Source organism: Rossellomorea sp. ABR4_004, from assembly GCF_056159585.1.
Map to the genome: position 1 here is coordinate 220,502 of NZ_JBSWVM010000003.1, position 18,498 is coordinate 238,999.

At 40.9% G+C, this 18,498-nt stretch carries 19 protein-coding genes; all 19 read right to left on the reverse strand.

What is annotated here, in order from left to right; genetic code table 11:
* Positions 1 to 208: 208 nt before the first annotated feature.
* Positions 209 to 1,081 (reverse strand): 4-hydroxy-tetrahydrodipicolinate synthase, encoded by an 873-nt coding sequence (dapA, locus tag ACXAF2_RS18120; protein WP_475140766.1) that lies wholly within the window; start codon positions 1,079 to 1,081, stop codon positions 209 to 211.
* Between the two features lie 22 nt (positions 1,082 to 1,103).
* Positions 1,104 to 2,342, reverse strand: coding sequence for an aspartate kinase (gene dapG, locus ACXAF2_RS18125; protein WP_475140767.1), 1,239 nt, complete (start codon positions 2,340 to 2,342; stop codon positions 1,104 to 1,106).
* 88 nt (positions 2,343 to 2,430) lie between these two features.
* On the reverse strand, positions 2,431 to 3,468 hold the full coding sequence (asd, locus tag ACXAF2_RS18130) for an aspartate-semialdehyde dehydrogenase (RefSeq protein ID WP_475141280.1): 1,038 nt from the start codon (positions 3,466 to 3,468) through the stop codon (positions 2,431 to 2,433).
* A gap of 222 nt (positions 3,469 to 3,690) precedes the next feature.
* Positions 3,691 to 4,284 (reverse strand): dipicolinate synthase subunit B, encoded by a 594-nt coding sequence (locus tag ACXAF2_RS18135; protein WP_113968175.1) that lies wholly within the window; start codon positions 4,282 to 4,284, stop codon positions 3,691 to 3,693.
* Complete coding sequence (dpaA, locus tag ACXAF2_RS18140; protein WP_475140769.1) at positions 4,281 to 5,183, reverse strand: dipicolinic acid synthetase subunit A; 903 nt, start codon at positions 5,181 to 5,183, stop codon at positions 4,281 to 4,283. The genes ACXAF2_RS18135 and dpaA overlap by 4 nt, the downstream gene beginning before the upstream one ends.
* A 313-nt stretch (positions 5,184 to 5,496) precedes the next feature.
* The gene (locus ACXAF2_RS18145) at positions 5,497 to 5,730 is read right to left on the reverse strand and encodes a YlmC/YmxH family sporulation protein (RefSeq protein WP_475140771.1); all 234 of its coding nucleotides are present in this window, start codon (positions 5,728 to 5,730) and stop codon (positions 5,497 to 5,499) included.
* Between the two features lie 135 nt (positions 5,731 to 5,865).
* A complete protein-coding gene (locus ACXAF2_RS18150; RefSeq protein WP_475140773.1) occupies positions 5,866 to 7,107 on the reverse strand; it encodes a M16 family metallopeptidase in 1,242 nt (413 codons plus the stop codon).
* 28 nt (positions 7,108 to 7,135) lie between these two features.
* Positions 7,136 to 8,140, reverse strand: coding sequence for a polysaccharide deacetylase family protein (locus ACXAF2_RS18155; RefSeq protein WP_475140775.1), 1,005 nt, complete (start codon positions 8,138 to 8,140; stop codon positions 7,136 to 7,138).
* Positions 8,141 to 8,458: 318 nt separating this feature from the next.
* Positions 8,459 to 10,582 (reverse strand): polyribonucleotide nucleotidyltransferase, encoded by a 2,124-nt coding sequence (gene pnp, locus ACXAF2_RS18160; RefSeq protein ID WP_475140777.1) that lies wholly within the window; start codon positions 10,580 to 10,582, stop codon positions 8,459 to 8,461.
* A 357-nt stretch (positions 10,583 to 10,939) separates the two neighbouring features.
* Positions 10,940 to 11,209 carry a 30S ribosomal protein S15 gene (gene rpsO, locus ACXAF2_RS18165; protein ID WP_034760125.1) on the reverse strand — a complete coding sequence of 90 codons (270 nt, stop codon included), beginning with the start codon at positions 11,207 to 11,209 and terminating at the stop codon, positions 10,940 to 10,942.
* Positions 11,210 to 11,344: 135 nt separating this feature from the next.
* Positions 11,345 to 12,289, reverse strand: coding sequence for a bifunctional riboflavin kinase/FAD synthetase (gene ribF / locus ACXAF2_RS18170; RefSeq protein WP_475140779.1), 945 nt, complete (start codon positions 12,287 to 12,289; stop codon positions 11,345 to 11,347).
* A 19-nt stretch (positions 12,290 to 12,308) separates the two neighbouring features.
* Positions 12,309 to 13,217, reverse strand: a complete 909-nt coding sequence (truB, locus tag ACXAF2_RS18175; protein ID WP_475140781.1) for a tRNA pseudouridine(55) synthase TruB — start codon at positions 13,215 to 13,217, stop codon at positions 12,309 to 12,311.
* Between the two features lie 100 nt (positions 13,218 to 13,317).
* Entirely contained in the window at positions 13,318 to 13,686 is a 369-nt protein-coding gene (rbfA, locus tag ACXAF2_RS18180; protein ID WP_148968773.1) for a 30S ribosome-binding factor RbfA, read from the reverse strand.
* 55 nt (positions 13,687 to 13,741) lie between these two features.
* Entirely contained in the window at positions 13,742 to 14,020 is a 279-nt protein-coding gene (locus tag ACXAF2_RS18185; RefSeq protein WP_475140783.1) for a DUF503 domain-containing protein, read from the reverse strand.
* The gene (gene infB, locus ACXAF2_RS18190) at positions 14,017 to 16,182 is read right to left on the reverse strand and encodes a translation initiation factor IF-2 (RefSeq protein ID WP_475140785.1); all 2,166 of its coding nucleotides are present in this window, start codon (positions 16,180 to 16,182) and stop codon (positions 14,017 to 14,019) included. The genes ACXAF2_RS18185 and infB overlap by 4 nt, the downstream gene beginning before the upstream one ends.
* Positions 16,183 to 16,186: 4 nt before the next feature.
* Positions 16,187 to 16,504: a YlxQ family RNA-binding protein gene (locus ACXAF2_RS18195; RefSeq protein ID WP_475140786.1), complete on the reverse strand. Its 318-nt coding sequence runs from the start codon at positions 16,502 to 16,504 to the stop codon at positions 16,187 to 16,189.
* Between the two features lie 10 nt (positions 16,505 to 16,514).
* The gene (gene rnpM, locus ACXAF2_RS18200; RefSeq protein ID WP_113968187.1) at positions 16,515 to 16,784 is read right to left on the reverse strand and encodes an RNase P modulator RnpM; all 270 of its coding nucleotides are present in this window, start codon (positions 16,782 to 16,784) and stop codon (positions 16,515 to 16,517) included.
* A 12-nt stretch (positions 16,785 to 16,796) separates the two neighbouring features.
* Positions 16,797 to 17,930, reverse strand: coding sequence for a transcription termination factor NusA (gene nusA / locus ACXAF2_RS18205; RefSeq protein WP_475140788.1), 1,134 nt, complete (start codon positions 17,928 to 17,930; stop codon positions 16,797 to 16,799).
* A gap of 35 nt (positions 17,931 to 17,965) precedes the next feature.
* The gene (rimP, locus tag ACXAF2_RS18210) at positions 17,966 to 18,436 is read right to left on the reverse strand and encodes a ribosome maturation factor RimP (RefSeq protein ID WP_113968189.1); all 471 of its coding nucleotides are present in this window, start codon (positions 18,434 to 18,436) and stop codon (positions 17,966 to 17,968) included.
* Positions 18,437 to 18,498 lie beyond the last annotated feature (62 nt).

The window sequence follows — 18,498 nt, forward strand, 5'->3', positions numbered from 1 at the left end:
TACTTGATAATATTTTGGGAGTACAACCAATTTTATCCTTCCTATATTAAGATTAGGAAAAAGACTGCATTCATTTTTACTACATTACTATTTCGATACTATGTGACTAAATCCTTCTTCTTGAAAATAAATTAATCTATTACTGATTTCAGGGGCTTTTCCTTTCCATAATAAAAGACTGTGAAGGATGGCCTTCACAGTCTTTTATTTAAGATAATACCTGTAACAATTGAGACAGCTTTGCTCTTTCCACTTCAGTTAGTGGAATTAATGGTAAGCGGACAGATCCGACGTCGAGACCCTTCATTTGCAGGGCCGTTTTAACCGGTGTCGGGTTCGGGCTTGTAAATAACCCTTTCATGACTGGTAGAAGTTTTTGATGCAGACCGGCTGCCTTTAAAAGGTTTCCTCCTGTAAATGCAGCAACCATCTCTTGCATTTCGTTTCCGATGATATGCGAGGCTACAGATACGATTCCAGTTCCACCTATTGACAATACAGGGAGAGTAAGTCCGTCATCACCACTGTATAGCATAAAGTCGTCTGATGTATGTGAAATGATTTCAGTCATGCTGTCCAAGTCTCCGCTTGCTTCTTTAACAGCTACAATGTTTTCAATCTCTGATAATCGAATGATCGTTTCCGGAGAAACATTGACGCTTGAACGTCCAGGGATATTATATAGCATGACAGGTAAGGTTGTTGATTCAGCAATCGCCTTAAAATGCTGGAACAACCCTTCCTGACTAGGCTTATTATAGTATGGAGCCACCAGCATGATGGCATCTACGCCTGCCTCTACCGCCTTTTTGGTTAGTTCGATTGACGCGTGGGTGTTATTGCTTCCCGTGCCGGCAATGACAGGTACTCTTCCATTTACTACTTTTACTACATGACGAAATAAAGCAATCTTTTCTTCTTTTGTTAAAGTCGGAGACTCACCAGTGGTCCCGGCTACTACTAAAGAATCTGATCCATTATCAATCAGATACTGAATTAATTGGGTCGTCTTTGTGAAATCGATATTTCCTTTACGGTCAAATGGGGTAACCATTGCCGTAGAAACGCGGCCAAAATTCAATCTAGTCACTCTCCTCTTATGTTTATCCTACCCTGAATGTAGCGGTTCTCTCTTGTAGTTGAAACGTATCATGAAGTGCATTAATCGCATTAATCAGGTCCATCTCTTTCACCAGAACCCAAATAGTCGTATGACTATCTGCAGACTGGAGGATTCGAATTCCTTCGTTGGACAGAGAAGATACGATGGCTGAAGTTACACCAGGAACACCCGTCATCCCGGCTCCAACTACTGAAATCTTGGCACACTCTGACTCTACAATAGGTTTATGACCTATTTTTTTTAAAACTGAAATTGCATCTTCTGCCAGGGATGATGCAACAGTATAAACAACTCCCCTTGGCGAGATGTTAATGAAGTCAACACTTATACCTTCTTTAGCCATCGCTTTAAAAACTTCAGCTTGAAGATTGTATTGGTCTTCCTTAGCGAAAACTTTTATTTGCGTCAGGTTGGGTACATGAGCGATTCCTGTTACGGGATGACTCCGGAATTCTTTGTGTGCTTTCGTATTTTCAAGTGTTGTCACTAGCGTCCCTTCACCATTTGAATAAGTAGAACGGATCCGGATTGGAACATTTGAATTCATCGCAATTTCAACAGCTCTTGGATGAATCACCTTAGCCCCCTGATATGCCATATTACAAACTTCATTATAAGAAACAACCGTAATAGGTCTCGCTTTCGATGAAATGCGGGGATCGGCAGTCATGACCCCTTCAACGTCGGTGAAAATATCGATGAATTCAGCTTTTAATGCCACTCCTAAAGCAGAAGCTGAAGTATCACTTCCCCCTCTGCCGATCGTGGTGACATCACCATCTTTCGTTGCACCTTGAAAGCCCGCTACCACCACTGCATCGTGTTCTTCAAGCTCTTTGACCAAACGGCTGCATCGCATTTCCAAAATCTTAGCATTATTAAAATCATTATTGGTTCGGAATCCCGCTTGAGCCCCAGTCAACGCGGTTGAGCGGATTCCATGTTCAAGAAGCATATTAGAGAAGACCAGGCTGGAAATGATTTCTCCACACGATAATAATAAGTCTTGCTCTCTCTTACTTATTGAAGTATTTCTGCCACCGATAAGTGATAATAGGGAGTCAGTAGCGTAAGGTTCACCTTTTCTTCCCATTGCTGAAACGACTACCACCACTTTATATCCCTTATCAATCGCTTGCATAGTGTGGGCAAGTGCCTTTAAGCGACTTGCCTCATCACGTACAGACGTTCCACCAAATTTTTGAACGATCACTTTCATGACTACACCTCATTGTCATATGTTCAAGAGGTATGTGAGAATGAATAGTGGAAATAAATAGATCTAGAGCTGAAATGGTCCCTCTTCGTTATTTAATTATACCAAGTTTCATTAGGCTTTCTGCGATTTGAACCGAGTTCCAAGCCGCCCCCTTAAGTAAGTTGTCAGACACAACCCACATATGGAAGCCCTTGTCTTCATCAAGATCTTTACGCACCCTGCCAACAAATACATCCGGTTTTCCTACTGCATGTGCAGGCATCGGATAAATCTGTTCTTCCGGGACGTCTTCTAAAGTGACTCCAGGAGCATCTTTTAACAGTGCATGGATATCATTCACTGTTACAGAACCCTTCTCAATTTCAATATATACACTTTCTGAGTGACCTGTTACAACTGGTAATCTAACGCATGTCGCAGATACCTTCAATGACGGCATATGCATAATTTTTTTTGTTTCATTGATCATTTTCATTTCTTCGAATGTAAAGCCATTCTCCTGGAATTTATCAATTTGAGGAATGGCGTTATATGCTATCTGATAATGCTTTTTATCGCCTTTTACAGGTAGCACACTCGGCTCAAATGTTTCTCCGGACAATATGGCTTGTGATTGCGCGTTAAGCTCATCAATGGCCACTGCACCTGCTCCTGAAACGGCTTGATAGGTTGAAACGATTACTTTTGATAACCCATATTGTTTACGGATCGGTTCAAGTGCTGCCACCATCTGGATCGTAGAACAGTTAGGATTCGCAATGATGCCTTTATGAAGTTTGATATCTTCTTCATTCACCTCTGGAACAACAAGAGGAACATCCGGGTCCATTCGGTATGCACTTGTATTGTCTACGACGATAGCTCCACGTTTAACGGCTTCAGGAGCAAGAAGTTTGGATACACTACCCCCTGCACTAAATAAAGCGATGTCTACCCCTTCAAAACTCTCGGGCTTAGCTTCTTCAACCGTCCATTCTTTCCCTTTAAAGGTAACGGTGGACCCGGCTGAACGGGCTGAAGACAATAATGTCAATCGTTTTATTGGAAAGTCCCTTTTTTCTAATGTTTCAAGCATTTGTTGTCCAACTGCACCTGTGGCACCGACAACCGCTACATGTAATCCCATTGTATTCAAAATCTTCTCTCCTTCCAACCATTCAGTATCCTCATAGCAGGTATACCTTTTAGTCTATTACTATAATAAAGAATATTTTAACATAAACAATTATTCGACAATAGGGAATTTTATATTTATGCCTTGATTATTTTCATTTACTAATAAATTTATATAATTATACATGAAAAGAAGGCCATCGTAACAGTGCAAGTTGATAGCCTTCTCCATCTATTAATCTAAATATCTTTCGATTACGACAGGCTGAAGCTGTCTTCCTTCAATAGCTGCTTCTATGGTTTCCTGAATAAGTGTCATTCTGGCTACCATTGATTTCGGTTTGCTTTCAGGTGCATCCTGCCCAAATGGGATAAAGTATATATCTTTAGTTGATATTAATCTCATTAGGTTTACACCGTTTAAACCAAGAGCATCATTTGTCGAAATCCCCAGTACTACAGGACGGTGATTACGAAGAGTCGCTTTAGCAGCCATTAACACCGGAGAATCTGTCATGGCATTTGCGAATTTACTCATTGAATTTCCTGTAAGGGGAGCGATCACCATACAATCCAATGGAATTTTAGGACCAAGTGGTTCTGCCTTAACGATTGAATCGATTACCCTATGACCTGTAACGTCCTCAATTCGCTTAATCCAGTCTTCTCCTTTACCGAATCTCGTTTCCGTATTCATAACAGTTGAAGTAACAATCGGCATCACTTCTGCACCGTTATTCACTAATCGTTCGATTTCCGGGAATACGGCATCATACGTACAATGAGAACCTGTCAGACCAAACCCGATTCGTTTTCCTTTCACACTCATGATGAACTCTCCTTTCCTAAATCAAGATCTTCCTCTAACAATTGACAAAGTACATTTGCCAGTATCTGGCCAGCTGTCTTAGGTGCCACGATCCCAGGCAATCCCGGGGCTAACAATGCTTTTATTCCCCTCTTTTCTGCATAACGAAAATCTGTACCTCCAGGCTTTGAAGCCAAATCGATTATTAATGTATGAGCTGGCATTTTGGCTATCACAGCAGCCTTTACTATATGCACTGGAATTGTGTTAATACATATATCACAATTCTCAACCTCTTTTTCTAAGTTATCCAAGTGGAATGGCTCTAAGCCCATTTCAGTCACCCTAGCCAGATGCTCACTTTTCCGAGCGCCAACCTTCACCTTTCCGCCTAAGTGATGAAACGTTCTAGCAACACTCATACCTACCCTACCCAGACCCAATATGACAATCGTAGATCCATGAATCGTAAAGTCTGTATGCTGAATAGCCATCATAATCGTTCCCTCTACTGTAGGAATAGAATTATAAATGGCAACATCGTCTCTCTCAAACAACTGAACAAGTTTCCGATTCGTTGAAGACATTATTTCATCCAAATACTTATTACTAATTCCTGAATAGATCGCACAGTGCTCTGGCGTCTGAGACACAACTTCTTCTGTTAAAACGATTTTCTCATTGGAGAAAATCGTATCAATTTCCCCTTGTAGATTCGTGCCTGGTACAGGTAAGATTATGGCGTCAATCATTGAAAAGTCCACTTCATCGAGCTTTTCTTTTGTAGCCCCTGTAAAGGCATGATCTAATTGTTCAAAACCTACGAGTGAGATCTTTGCATCCAACTCAGTAAGCTTCCGAATAATCTCAAGTTGACGAGCATCTCCGCCTAGAACTGCGATCTGCATTCCGGTCAGCATCACTGATTTCACCTACTTTTTTACATAATCGCTATTCTAAATCCCTTTTCACTTCAACAGTGTATGTTGCACATACCTAATGGGTGAGAAGAAAAGCAGGAAGAGACTGTTTAGAATATGGGATTGTTTTTGTAATGGAGGGGTTGTAAAAGGTTAGGTGGGGATATTGATCGTACTCCAATTTCATCCAAGTCGTACAATTTGGATGTTCACATTACACTGATTTCTTCAATCATGTTAGAGAAACACTCTTTTTAAATTTAAGCAAAATAAAAAAACGGGGTCGCCCCGTTTCAATAGACTGTCTATTTCGTTATTCATCCGATACTTCCAGGATGATCATATCAGCTCCGATTGTTCTGATTTGATGCCATGGTACCCGTATTTCCCCACCTTGCTTTCGCAGCCATTTACCTGTCGGAATGATAAGGGCATTAATACTTCCTGACTTATCATTGAATTCAAGGTCGGTTTGCCCCAGAATACCAAGTCGCTCTGCTTTTTTATAATCGACTATTTCTTTTCCGCTTAACTCGCTTAACCTCATGAAGGTTTCCTCCTTAAAAAAGCTCTGTACTACAATGTATACACTGTCCACTTTTTTTAGAAGAAATTCTTCGTTTTTCCATCCAATGTGATGTTTCAATCAAAGAAAGCAGACTTAAGCAGTCTGCTTTTCCTGTTATTTCCTCATATTTTGAGGAAGATTCCCTTCCGGACTGATGAGGGATATTGCATAATCATCTTTAAAGATATCAAGGGCTAGCTGATTTACTTTGTCCATTGTTACGCCGTCGATTTCTTCGACAATCTCATCCAGCGTACGGTGGCGTTTTAGAAGCAGCTCATTTTTCCCGTTACGACTCATCCGGCTATTCGTACTTTCTAAGCTCAACATAAGGTTACCCTTTAATTGCTCTTTGCTGTTTAATAATTCTTTAGAAGTTATACCATCATCTTTTAGGGCTTGAAGAGTGCTATCGATCGTATCAAATAATTGATCTAACTGATTGGCCCCTGTTCCTCCATAAATAGTAACCATTCCGCTATCTTCATATGCGGAATGATAAGAAAACACGGAATACGCAAGTCCCCTTTGTTCACGAACCTCTTGAAACAGACGGGATGACATACTGCCACCTAACACGTTGTTTAATACGATCAAGTTATAGATGTCCGGATGCCCGATTTGCAGGCCGTCAAATCCTAAGCATAAATGTGCTTGTTCTGTATCTTTTTTCCGGGCAAGTTTATTGGTGTGGAAGGCAGGCTTCACACGGTCCTCAGGTCCTTTACCCCCTTCATAAGATCCGAATAGCTTCTCGACTTCTTTGATGAATGATTCATCCACATTTCCCGCTACAGACACCACTACTTGATCCGGGGTGTACATGTCATGCATGTACTCTTTCAATTTAGCTTGATTGAATGAGTTCAGTGTTTCTTCCGTTCCCAGAATCGGATAGCCGAGTGGATGCTCTTCATAGATTGCCTTGCTCAATAAGTCATGAACAATATCATCAGGTGTATCTTCATACATCTTAATTTCTTCATACACTACATTTTTTTCTTTATTCAATTCCTCTTCAACATAGGTAGAGTTAAAGAACATATCAGAAAGTGTATGTAAAGCATAATCCGCATGATTGTCCAATACTTTTGCATAATAGCAGGTGTATTCCTTTGAAGTAAATGCATTGACCTGTCCGCCGATGCTGTCAAAGGACTCTGCTATTTCACGGGCTGTTTTCGTTTTTGTTCCTTTGAAAAACATATGTTCCAAAAAATGGGATATCCCGTTATTTTGTTCCGATTCATTTCGCGAGCCGGTTCCAATCCAGACCCCAATCGCTACAGAACGGACGTGAGGTATTTCCTCCAGCACGATTCTTAGTCCATTTTGGCATGTATATTTCTTTATCAAGAAATTTCCTCCTATTCATGTTGCATACTTACTGCTTCTTATTACTATTTCCCTGTTCTGACGAATTATCGACGTCTTCTACGATTCTCTCTTCTTTAACCAGGCTTGAGATCGTACCAAGCCTTAAATTTTTTTCTTTTATTTGAAGAATCAACGTGTTTAACGAATTGGCCGTTGAAGCTGTCGGGTGCATCAATACAATTGCTCCCTTGTGCATCTTTCTCATGACACGCTCGATTAACACATTTGGTTGTGGTTTTTGCCAATCAATCGTATCCACACTCCACATAATCGTTCTCATGTGCATTTCGTCTGCAATATTTATGACTTCCTCCCGATAACTGCCGCTTGGTGGAGCAAACCACTCCGCTTTCTCCCCTGTAGTCACTTCAATTATTTCATTCGTCTTTTTCAATTCTTCTCTTACTTTGGCTGACTCCAATGTTTTCATATCAGGGTGAGAATATGAATGATTTCCGACTTCATGTCCTGCATCCACAATCATCTTCGCTAAGTCCGGGTTATTCTTCACCCATCTACCCTCTAAAAAGAACGTAGCATATACTTGGTGTTTTTTCAAAGTTGCAAGCATATCGGGGATATATTCATTTCCCCATGCTACATTGATAATAAAAGATACCATTGGTTTATCCGGATTTCCCCGGTAAACAGGGGAAGCGGGCAAATCAGGTAAGTGCGTTTCAGGAGGGATTTGCTTGTAGATCAGTTTATCTTCATCGAATGCTTTTTCTTTTTTCATATTTTGAAGAGACGCTTCTACATCCACTTTCAAACCATTATACCCTGGTGTAGCTTTCCAAATTGTATCTATTACAGCATCTTGAGCCGGTACTTCCCTCAATTTTGCTTCTTCTTTAATTTTTCGGGTTAGATCATTTGGTTGGCTGACTCCATTCACTTCTAACGATTCTTGTTTTAGCCCTGTCACATACTGGTCTGATAACGGATTTTCAACGACAACTAAAGTCAGAATAGCAATTAGACTAATACCAATCAAGTATTTTCTTTCCATACCCTGTCCACCTTCCTTCTCCTAAAAACATATGAAGGAAAAGGAAAAGGTAGAACAAAAGCGGAGGGGCTTTGCTCCAGAGGCGACAAGCATAAGGCGAAGATATCGGAAAGGCGCTTTTTGCCTTTTTGATATCTTTGACTTATGACCTCGAGCCTCTAAGCCCCGGAGCTGGATGATACAAAAGCGGAGGGGCAATGCTTGAGAGGCGACAAGCCAAGGTAACTCATTCAGCCCTGAATGAAAACTCCGCAGATAAAAAAAGCCGCCCCGGAGGAGAGTTTGCTCCCTACAGGACAGCCTGCCAATCTCAAAAGATTATGCTTGGTTTTGTTCTTCTTTTTCACGCTGCTCTTTAAGAACTGCTTTTCTCGACAAGTTGACCCTACCCTGGTTATCGATGTCAAGAACCTTAACAAGGATCTCATCGCCGATCGCTACCACATCTTCAACTTTGCGAATACGTTCTTCTGCAATTTCAGAAATGTGGACCAGGCCATCTTTACCACTGAAGATTTCTACAAATGCTCCGAATTTTTCAATTCGTTTTACTTTCCCCAGATACATTTGTCCAGCTTCAACTTCTCTAACAATATCTTCAATTGTTTTCTTAGCAACTTTGTTCATCTCTTCATCAGTAGAGGAGATGAAGATCGTTCCGTCCTGCTCAATATCGATCTTAACGCCTGTTTCGTCGATGATTTTATTGATTTGTTTACCACTTGGTCCAATAACATCACGGATCTTATCAGGATTAATATGCATGGTTAAGATTTTAGGTGCATATTGAGAAAGGCTGGTTCTTGCTTCACCGATTGTTGCTAACATGCTATCAAGGATCTGCATTCTTCCTTTTTTCGCTTGTTGAAGTGCTTCTTCAAGAATTTCCCGGGATAGCCCTTCAATTTTGATATCCATTTGAAGAGCGGTTACACCCTTTGAAGTCCCGGCTACTTTAAAGTCCATATCACCAAGGTGATCTTCCATCCCTTGAATATCCGTTAAGATGGAATAGTTTTCACCAGATTTGATCAGACCCATGGCAATCCCTGCTACAGGTGCTTTAATAGGAACACCTGCATCCATCATCGCTAAAGTACTTGCACAGATACTTGCTTGGGATGTTGAGCCATTTGATTCAAGTACTTCTGAAACCAGACGGATTGTATACGGGAAGTCTTTCTCGTTCGGAATAATGGGATCCAAGGCTTTTTCCCCTAGTGCACCGTGTCCGATTTCACGACGACCCGGTCCTCTGATCGGGCCCGTTTCCCCTACACTGAATTGAGGGAAATTATAATGATGCATGAATCGTTTTGATTCTTCAATTCCTAAACCATCAAGAACCTGAACATCTCCCAAAGCCCCTAATGTACAAATGCTCAGTGCCTGGGTTTGTCCACGTGTGAACAGTCCTGAACCATGTGTTCTTGGTAACAAGCCTACCTCGGAAGAAAGTGGACGTATTTCGTCGACTTTACGACCATCAGGGCGGACTTTATCTTCAGTAATCAAGCGACGAACTTCATTTTTCACAAGTTTATCTAAGACTTTTTTCACTTGCTTCAGTGTAGCTTCATCGGCTTCTTTTTCTTCTTCATAAACAGCCATCACTTTTTTCTTGACTGCTTTAATGGCTTCTTCGCGTGCATGTTTTTCTTGAACTTGAATGGCAGGGATCAGTTCACTTTCACATAATGAACGAACCTCTGCTTCAACGGCTTGATCAAGTTCCACAAGTTGAATTTCTGATTTTTCTTTACCTACTTTAGCAACAATTTCTTCTTGGAAAGCGACTAAACGCTTTATTTCTTCATGACCAAACATGATAGCCTCAAGCATTGTCTCTTCCGGTACCTCATCTGCACCTGCTTCAACCATGTTGATGGCATCTTTGGTGCCGGCTACAGATAAATGAATCTCACTTTTCTCCAGCTGCTCCACTGAAGGGTTAATAATAAATTCACCATCAATCAGACCAACAATCACGCCGGCAATCGGACCCTCAAATGGGATATCAGAAACAGATAGTGCCAGTGAAGATCCGAACATAGCTGCCATTTCAGATGAACAGTTTTGGTCTACACTCATCACTATACTGATTACTTGTACTTCATTACGGAATCCATCCGCGAACAATGGACGGATAGGACGGTCGATTAAACGGCTTGCCAGGATCGCTTTTTCACTAGGACGTCCTTCACGTTTAATAAATCCTCCTGGAATTTTACCAACAGCATATAATCTTTCTTCATAATTTACAGTCAGTGGGAAGAAATCCAATGGTTTTGGCTCTTTTGAAGCTGTTGCACTACTTAATACCGCAGTATCTCCATAGCGTACCATAACCGCTCCATTGGCTTGTTTGGCAAATTGGCCTACTTCGACCGTTAATTCTCTTCCTGCCCATTCAATGGAAAAGATTTGTTTAGTTTGTTCCATAAAGTGTGCCCCTCTCTTTATATATCACTAAAAGGTTCGGCCTGTACCTAACCCGGATAAATATTGTAAATAAAATAATCTAATCTATATCATGCACATTTGTGCCGTTATATTCGCTTGGGTGAATAACATAAGGAACTATGTAAAGATAGTACGTTCTCTCAATGGAAAGTTCTATTTACTCGCATTAAGGACTCGGATAACTCTTATGTACATATTATGTATTTTAGACAAAAACTATATAATTGAACACTTTTCGTGATAAAAAAATTCAAAAATAAGTGGGGGATCATACAAAGATTCCCACTTATCAAAACTAAAGAAAAAGCGGGACATAATCCCGCTTCCTTTGTCTGTTTATCGACGTAAACCTAATTTGTTGATTAACTCACGGTAGCGTTGTACATCTTTCTTACGTAGGTAAGATAATAGATTACGACGGTGACCTACCATTTTTAGAAGACCGCGACGAGAGTGGTGGTCTTTCTTGTGAACGCGTAAGTGATCGTTCAGGTTGTTAATTTCTTCAGTTAGGACAGCAATTTGAACTTCTGGAGATCCAGTATCGTTCTCATGTACTTTGTATTCACTGATAAGTTCGTTTTTACGCTCTTTAGTGATAGCCATCCTTTTCACCTCCTAATAATTTCTTTCAAATCCCCTGTTACTGAGCAACCGTTGGTGAATCGTGATGCCAAGCAAAGGTTCATTTCATACGCTATTTAGAATACTACTCTTTTCAACAAAAATCAAGTATAAACCTCAAATTTCCGAAAAGTAGTGTATTGCTTTGTCTTTATCTTTCTGAATCTGCGAGATTAATTCCTCTATCCCTGAAAACTTCTGTTCATCCCTAATTCTTTCATACCATTCGATATACACTTCTTCGCCGTATATTGACGCATGAAAATCAAAAATGTGAACTTCGATTGATAGAGAGTATTCATCTGGATTTTTAAATGTAGGCTTATAACCAATATTACATACACCATCGAACCATTTATCATGAATTTTCATTCGAACAGCATACACCCCCACTTTAGGAGTGAGATAGTCGTTGGCCAACTCAATATTGGCAGTAGGAAAGCCGATTTTCCTGCCTCTCTTATCACCATGAATGACAGTCCCTTTCATTTTATACGGCCTGCCCAGGAGCTTATGAACCTTCTTTACGTCGCCTTCTTTAAGGCATTCTCTTATGAACGTTGAACTTACTTTGGAGTCATCTTCTGTAAGCTTCGAAATTGTAGTAGAAGTAAACATATCACGTGAATGGAATGGAAGTGTTTCCATCGTCCCTTTCCCTAGACGTCCATATGAGTAATCAAAACCTGCTACTACATGCAGTGCATTGAGCCCAATGATGTATTGATCAACGAAGTCCTGAGGAATCAGACTTGCAAATTCTGATGTAAAACGGACAATAAATAAATAATCCACACCCAGTTCCTCTATTATTTCTTTCTTATCTTCAAGAGGAGTTATGTAGTGTATATGCTTGTGCTTATGACCTAATACAACTGAAGGATGAGGATCAAATGTCATCACCGCACTACAAGCTTTTAGCTCTTTCGCTTTTTCTTCTGCTTCACTGATCACCCTCTGGTGTCCTCTATGCACTCCATCGAAGTACCCTAGAGCCAAAACAAGGGGTGGAAAATCATTTTTACTAATTGAATGTGGATGATGTACAGTTATCACTTTCACAGTATTTCACCTTTTTTCACTAGTCGTTGAAAAGCACTTTGACAGGCTTGATAACCCCTGGTTTGTCCGGGTGACGGCGATAGATGGCAATACTCTTACCGTGATACTCCATCACTACCTCTCTGGTATCCGGCCAATCCTCAGGCTCTTCCAAGCGTGCTCCGTTCTTCACTTTCTCTGCTAATGTATCATTAATTGCGATTTTCGGCAAATGTGAAAGCCCCATTTCCAATGGGAGAAGAAGACCTTGTGGATTTTCATTATCAACGAACTCTTTTACATCTTCTAAAGTAAAACAGTCCTCTTTCCTAAAGCTGGCTGATTGTGTACGGGTAAGAGCTGACATATGAGCTGGATATCCAAGTCTATTTCCAATTTCAACAGCAAGAGTCCTCACATAAGTACCTTTGCCGCAAACTACTTCAAATGAGAAAGCCGGAACCTTGCTGTCTAACAATCCCCAATCCTCCAGTAATTTAAGCTTGTGGATACGAACGGTTCTTGATGGTCTTTCAACTTCAATCCCTTGTCTTGCATACTCATATAATCGTTTACCGTTTACCTTTACAGCTGAATACATTGGAGGGGTTTGCGTAATATCGCCGGTTAAACTCCCTAGAATCTCCTCAACCTCTGCTCTGGTAATCCTACGGTCCACCGCCTTCTCTACGACAGGTTCACCCCAAGCATCTTCTGTCGTAGTCGAGAAACCGAGAGTGACTTCCCCTTCATAGGTCTTTCCCGATTCTGTAATGTACTCAGCTATCTTTGTAGCTCTTCCAATACAAATTGGAAGTACCCCAGATACTTCCGGGTCAAGTGTGCCTGTATGGCCTACCTTTTTCGTTCTAAGGAGCTTCCTTAATTTAAATACACAATCATGTGACGTCATGCCACGGGGCTTCCATAGGGGCAGGATTCCATTCATCTTTATACCTCCATTAATGTTCATTCTTCAATACAACTATTAGAAAACAAAAGGACTCATCCATTGGAAATGAAATTCCCTCCGGATCAGCCCTTTCTTGTTACTCTTCTGTGTCTTTAGACTCTTCTGGTTCATCTTGAACTTTTCTTAATAAAGTTTCAATATGATTACCATAATCAATCGATTCATCAAACTCAAAAATAATTTCTGGTGTTTTGCGCAGACGGATTCTCTGCCCTACTTCAGAACGGATGAACCCTTTTGCCTTCGCCAGACCTTTAAGCGTGTTTTCTCTTTGGTCTTCTCCACCCAGAACGGTAATATACACTTTTGCCTGTTGTAAATCACCAGTTACCTGCACATCAGTAACTGTCACAAAGCCAATGCGTGGGTCCTTTATTTTTCGTCCGATAATATCGCTGAGCTCTTTCTTCATTTGCTCGCTAACACGATTCGCACGATGGCTCATCAATATCACCTCTTATATATCGTTAATGGTTATATGTTGGAATATAAGCCACTCTCTATAACGACTCGATTTGGGTCTCCAGTCTCTCCCACTCCGGAAAAGAATCAATGAATTTCAATGCATGCTCAATTTCTCTTTCACTGGCTCCCTTAGAAGAAGCGACTGAGACGATGGCAATCCTGGTTCGCTGCCATACATCCTGGTGTCCGATTTCAGAGACAGAAACATTAAATTTTTGTTTGAGGCGAGACAGAATCCTCTGCAGGACCGCCCGCTTTTCTTTTAAAGAGTGAGAATCATAAATCATGCACTCACATTCTACATATGTGATCATTTACGTGTAATTTCCTCCATGATGAAAGCTTCGATTACGTCGCCTTCCTTCACATCGTTAAAGTTCTTAATCGTAATACCACATTCGTAACCTTTAGCTACGTCTTTGGCATCATCCTTAAAGCGTTTAAGGGCATCCAGCTCACCTTCAAAGATAACAATTCCATCACGTATTAGACGAACGCCGCTGTCGCGAGAAATTTTACCTTCTGTTACATAGCTTCCCGCAATAGTACCAACTTTAGACACTTTAAATGTTTGACGAACTTCTGCTTGACCAATGATTTTTTCTTCGAATTCAGGGTCCAGCATCCCTTTCATAGCAGCTTCGATTTCCTCCATTACCTTATAGATAATACGGTGTAATCGAATTTCTACTCCTTCAGTATCAGCTGTACGTTTCGCATTTACATCAGGGCGAACATTAAAGCCTATGACAATGGCGTTGGACGCTGCTGCAAGTGTAATATCAGATTCGTTAATCGCTCCGACCCCAGTATGGATGATACGGATATTTACACCTTCAACTTCAATTTTCAGTAATGAAGCCGCAAGAGCTTCTACTGAACCTTGGACGTCCGCTTTAAGAACAAGGTTGAGGTCCTTCATTTCACCTTGTTTCATTTGCTCAAACAAATTCTCAAGGCTTACCTTCGACTTCTCTCCCCTTTGTGCTTGGAGAGCTTGAGAAGCACGGGCTTCACCAACAGAACGAGCCGTTTTCTCGTCTTCAAATACAACGAAACGATCACCAGCTTGAGGAACATCATTTAAACCTGTGATTTCAACAGGAGCAGATGGACCTGCCACTTTCACACGGCGACCAAGGTCATTGACCATTGCACGAACACGACCGAATGTATTTCCTACTACGATAGGGTCTCCAACTTTTAATGTCCCGTTTTGAACAAGTAAAGTTGCTACAGAACCCCGGCCTTTGTCCAATTGTGCTTCAATTACCGTACCTTGAGCAAGGCGATTCGGATTTGCTTTAAGCTCTTCCACTTCACTCACAAGAACGATCATTTCAAGTAGGTTATCGATCCCTTCACCTGATAATGCAGACAGTGGTACGAAGATTGTGTCTCCACCCCACGCTTCAGGAACCAGTTCGTATTCCGTCAGCTCTTGCATTACGCGATCCGGGTTCGCTGCTTCTTTGTCCATTTTATTGACAGCAATGATAATTGGAACTTCGGCCGCTTTCGCATGGTTGATTGCTTCAACTGTTTGAGGCATGACACCATCATCGGCAGCAACAACTATGATTGCAATATCCGTTACTTGAGCACCGCGGGCACGCATCGTTGTAAAGGCAGCATGTCCAGGAGTATCAAGGAAGGTGATCTTCTTTTCATCCACTTCTACTTGATAAGCACCGATATGCTGAGTGATTCCCCCAGCTTCTCCTGCCGTTACTTTCGTGTTACGAATGGAATCAAGCAGAGTCGTTTTACCATGGTCAACGTGACCCATGATTGTCACAACAGAAGGACGCTCTTCTACTTGCTCTTGTGTATCTTCAGTGAAGTATACTTCAAGATCAGTGGCATCTACTTTAATTTCTTCCTCTACTTCGACTCCATATTCCCCTGCTATCAGTTCAATTGAGTCTTTATCCAATTCTTGGTTGATTGTTGCCATGACACCAAGCATGAATAGCTTTTTAATGATTTCAGATGGCTCTTTGTGAAGCTTTTTTGCAAGTTCTGAAACTGTCAATGACTCTGAGAACGTAATTTTTGAAGGAAGTTCTTTTTTCTTGGCAGGCTGTTGCTGCTGTGGAGCCTGTTTGAAATTTTTATTTTGCCTGTTTGGTTTGTTATTTTGGTTTTTGTTGTTGTTATTATTGAAGACCTTCTTCTCCTTTGATTGGTGCTGTTGTTCGTGTTTTTTTCCTTCACGACTTTTCGGTGCTGATTTTACTTTTTCCTTGTTCGGAGCTTCTTCTGTCTTTGAAGCATTTGCCTTGGAATCCTTTTGGCTTGGTTTTTGACTGCCTGAATCCCCTTTATACATCGCGTCTAATTTTGTTACTGCGTCATCTTCTATAGTTGCCATATGGTTTGATACCTCAATATTCAGTTGCTTTAATTTTCCGATAACATCTTTGCTTGAAACATTGTATTTTTTTGCATATTCATAAACACGCATCTTGCTCATATGTTCACCCCCACTGAGATTCATCGAGCAGTTCGGATAATTTCCCGGCAAAACCTGCATCCATTACAGCCACCACTACCCTGGCTTCTTTTCCAATGGCCTGACCTAAATCATTCCTGCTATCCACCAAACTAACCGGGACATTGTAGGATTTACATTTGTCCGTGATTTTCTTGTACGTATTAGCAGAAGCATCTTTGGAAAGAATGACAATTTTTGCTCGTCCACTACGAACTTCTTTAATAACAAGCTCTTCACCTGAAATAATCTTACGTGCCCGATTCGCCAATCCTAAAAGTGACATCCAACGATTTTGATTCATACGCTAAACGTTACTCCTTCTCCACAAGGCTAATCAATTCATCGTAAAGAGATTCATCTATTTTCGCCTGTAATTGATTGGCTAATGTATTTTTCTTTTTAGCTTGTAAAATGATGTCTTTATCCTTGGAAAGATAAGCTCCACGCCCTGACTTCTTACCGGTGGGATCGATGGAAACCTCCCCTTCTTTCGAGCGGACAATCCGTATCATTTCTTTCTTCGGTTTCATTTCACCCGTTGCCACACATTTGCGCAATGGGATCTTCTTATTTACACTCATCCGACTCACCTCTTAATCTTGATTATCGAAATCAATATTTAAAGGCTCGTTATCATATTCTTCCTCTTCATCTTGAGGAAAGAATGACTCTTCTCGAGGATATAATCCCAGTTCACGAGCGTCTGTTTCACTCTTGATATCAATCTTCCAGTTTGTCAATTTGGCTGCAAGACGTGCATTTTGGCCACGTTTACCGATTGCAAGTGAAAGTTGATAATCCGGAACAACTACTCTTGTCGCTTTATCATCTTCATTCACCTGTACATCCAGTACTTTGGATGGACTTAATGCATTGGCTACGAATGTTACAGGATCTTCTGACCATTGAACAATGTCAATTTTTTCACCTTTTAATTCGTTTACAATTGCCTGTACACGTGCACCCTTTGTTCCCACACAAGCTCCAACGGGATCCACCTCGGAATTTTCTGCATGAACAGAGATTTTAGAGCGATCTCCAGCTTCCCGTGCAACAGATTTGATTTCTACCGTTCCATCAAAGATTTCAGGAACTTCGATTTCAAATAACCGCTTCAGTAATCCGGGATGTGTTCTTGAAACAAAGATTTGAGGGCCTTTTGTCGTCTTCTCAACCTTTGTAATAAACACCTTTATGCGATCATGAGGTTTGTATGTTTCATTTGGCATCTGCTCGCTCACTGGTAAAAGCGCCTCGATTTTGCCTAGTGCCACATAGATAAAGCGATTGTCCTGACGTTGAACGATACCCGTCATGATATCTTCTTCGCGATCCACAAATTCGGAATAGATAATTCCTCTTTCAGCTTCTCTTACTCGTTGGGTAACAACTTGTTTAGCGGTTTGGGCAGCGATACGGCCAAAGTCCTTTGGTGTAACTTCCAACTCAACAACGTCTCCAACCTCGTAGCTAGGATTGATTTCCCCGGCGTCTTCGACAGAAATCTCCAGGCGGGAATCAAATACTTCGTCTACAACTTCCTTACGAGCGAAAACTCTCATCGTACCCGTTTCAAGATTAAGGTCTACACGGACATTTTGTGCTTGGTTAAAATTTCGTTTGTAAGCCGACACAAGTGCAGCTTCAATTGCTTCAATGATGACATCTCTTGCAATGCCTTTTTCTTTCTCTAAAACAGTAAGAGCATCTAATAACTGAGTGCTCATGGTGGTTTCATCCCCCTTTATAGTGCGGTTAGTTCCTATGAAAATGTAACAGCCAATCGTGCGATCGCTATCTTATCTGTTGGAATTTCAACCTTCTTTTTTCGAGTCTTAATGGTTACTTCTAATGCTAATTGGTCTGAAGTATAGGAAAGAAGTGTGCCTTCGAAGGCCTTTTCACCGTTCAACGGCTCATATGTTTTTACATAAACGTTTTTGCCGATGGCTTTCTCAAAGTCCTTTTCTTTCTTTAAAGGACGTTCAGCTCCCGGTGAAGAAACTTCTAAAAAGTAATTATGAGGAATTGGGTCAATTTCATCTAACTTCTCACTAAGTCTTTCACTTACTATTCCGCATTCTTCAATGTCAACACCTGAATCTTTGTCGATGAATACGCGAAGAAACCAATTGGATCCCTCTTTCACATATTCCATGTCGATGAGTTCTAATGACATGTCGTCTAAGATTGGTGTAACAAGTTCTTCTACAAGTGTTGTTATTTTGCTCATACTTACCTCCTGGTCTATATGAAAATCTTGCACCAAGACTAGAAATGATAGTTCAAAAAATC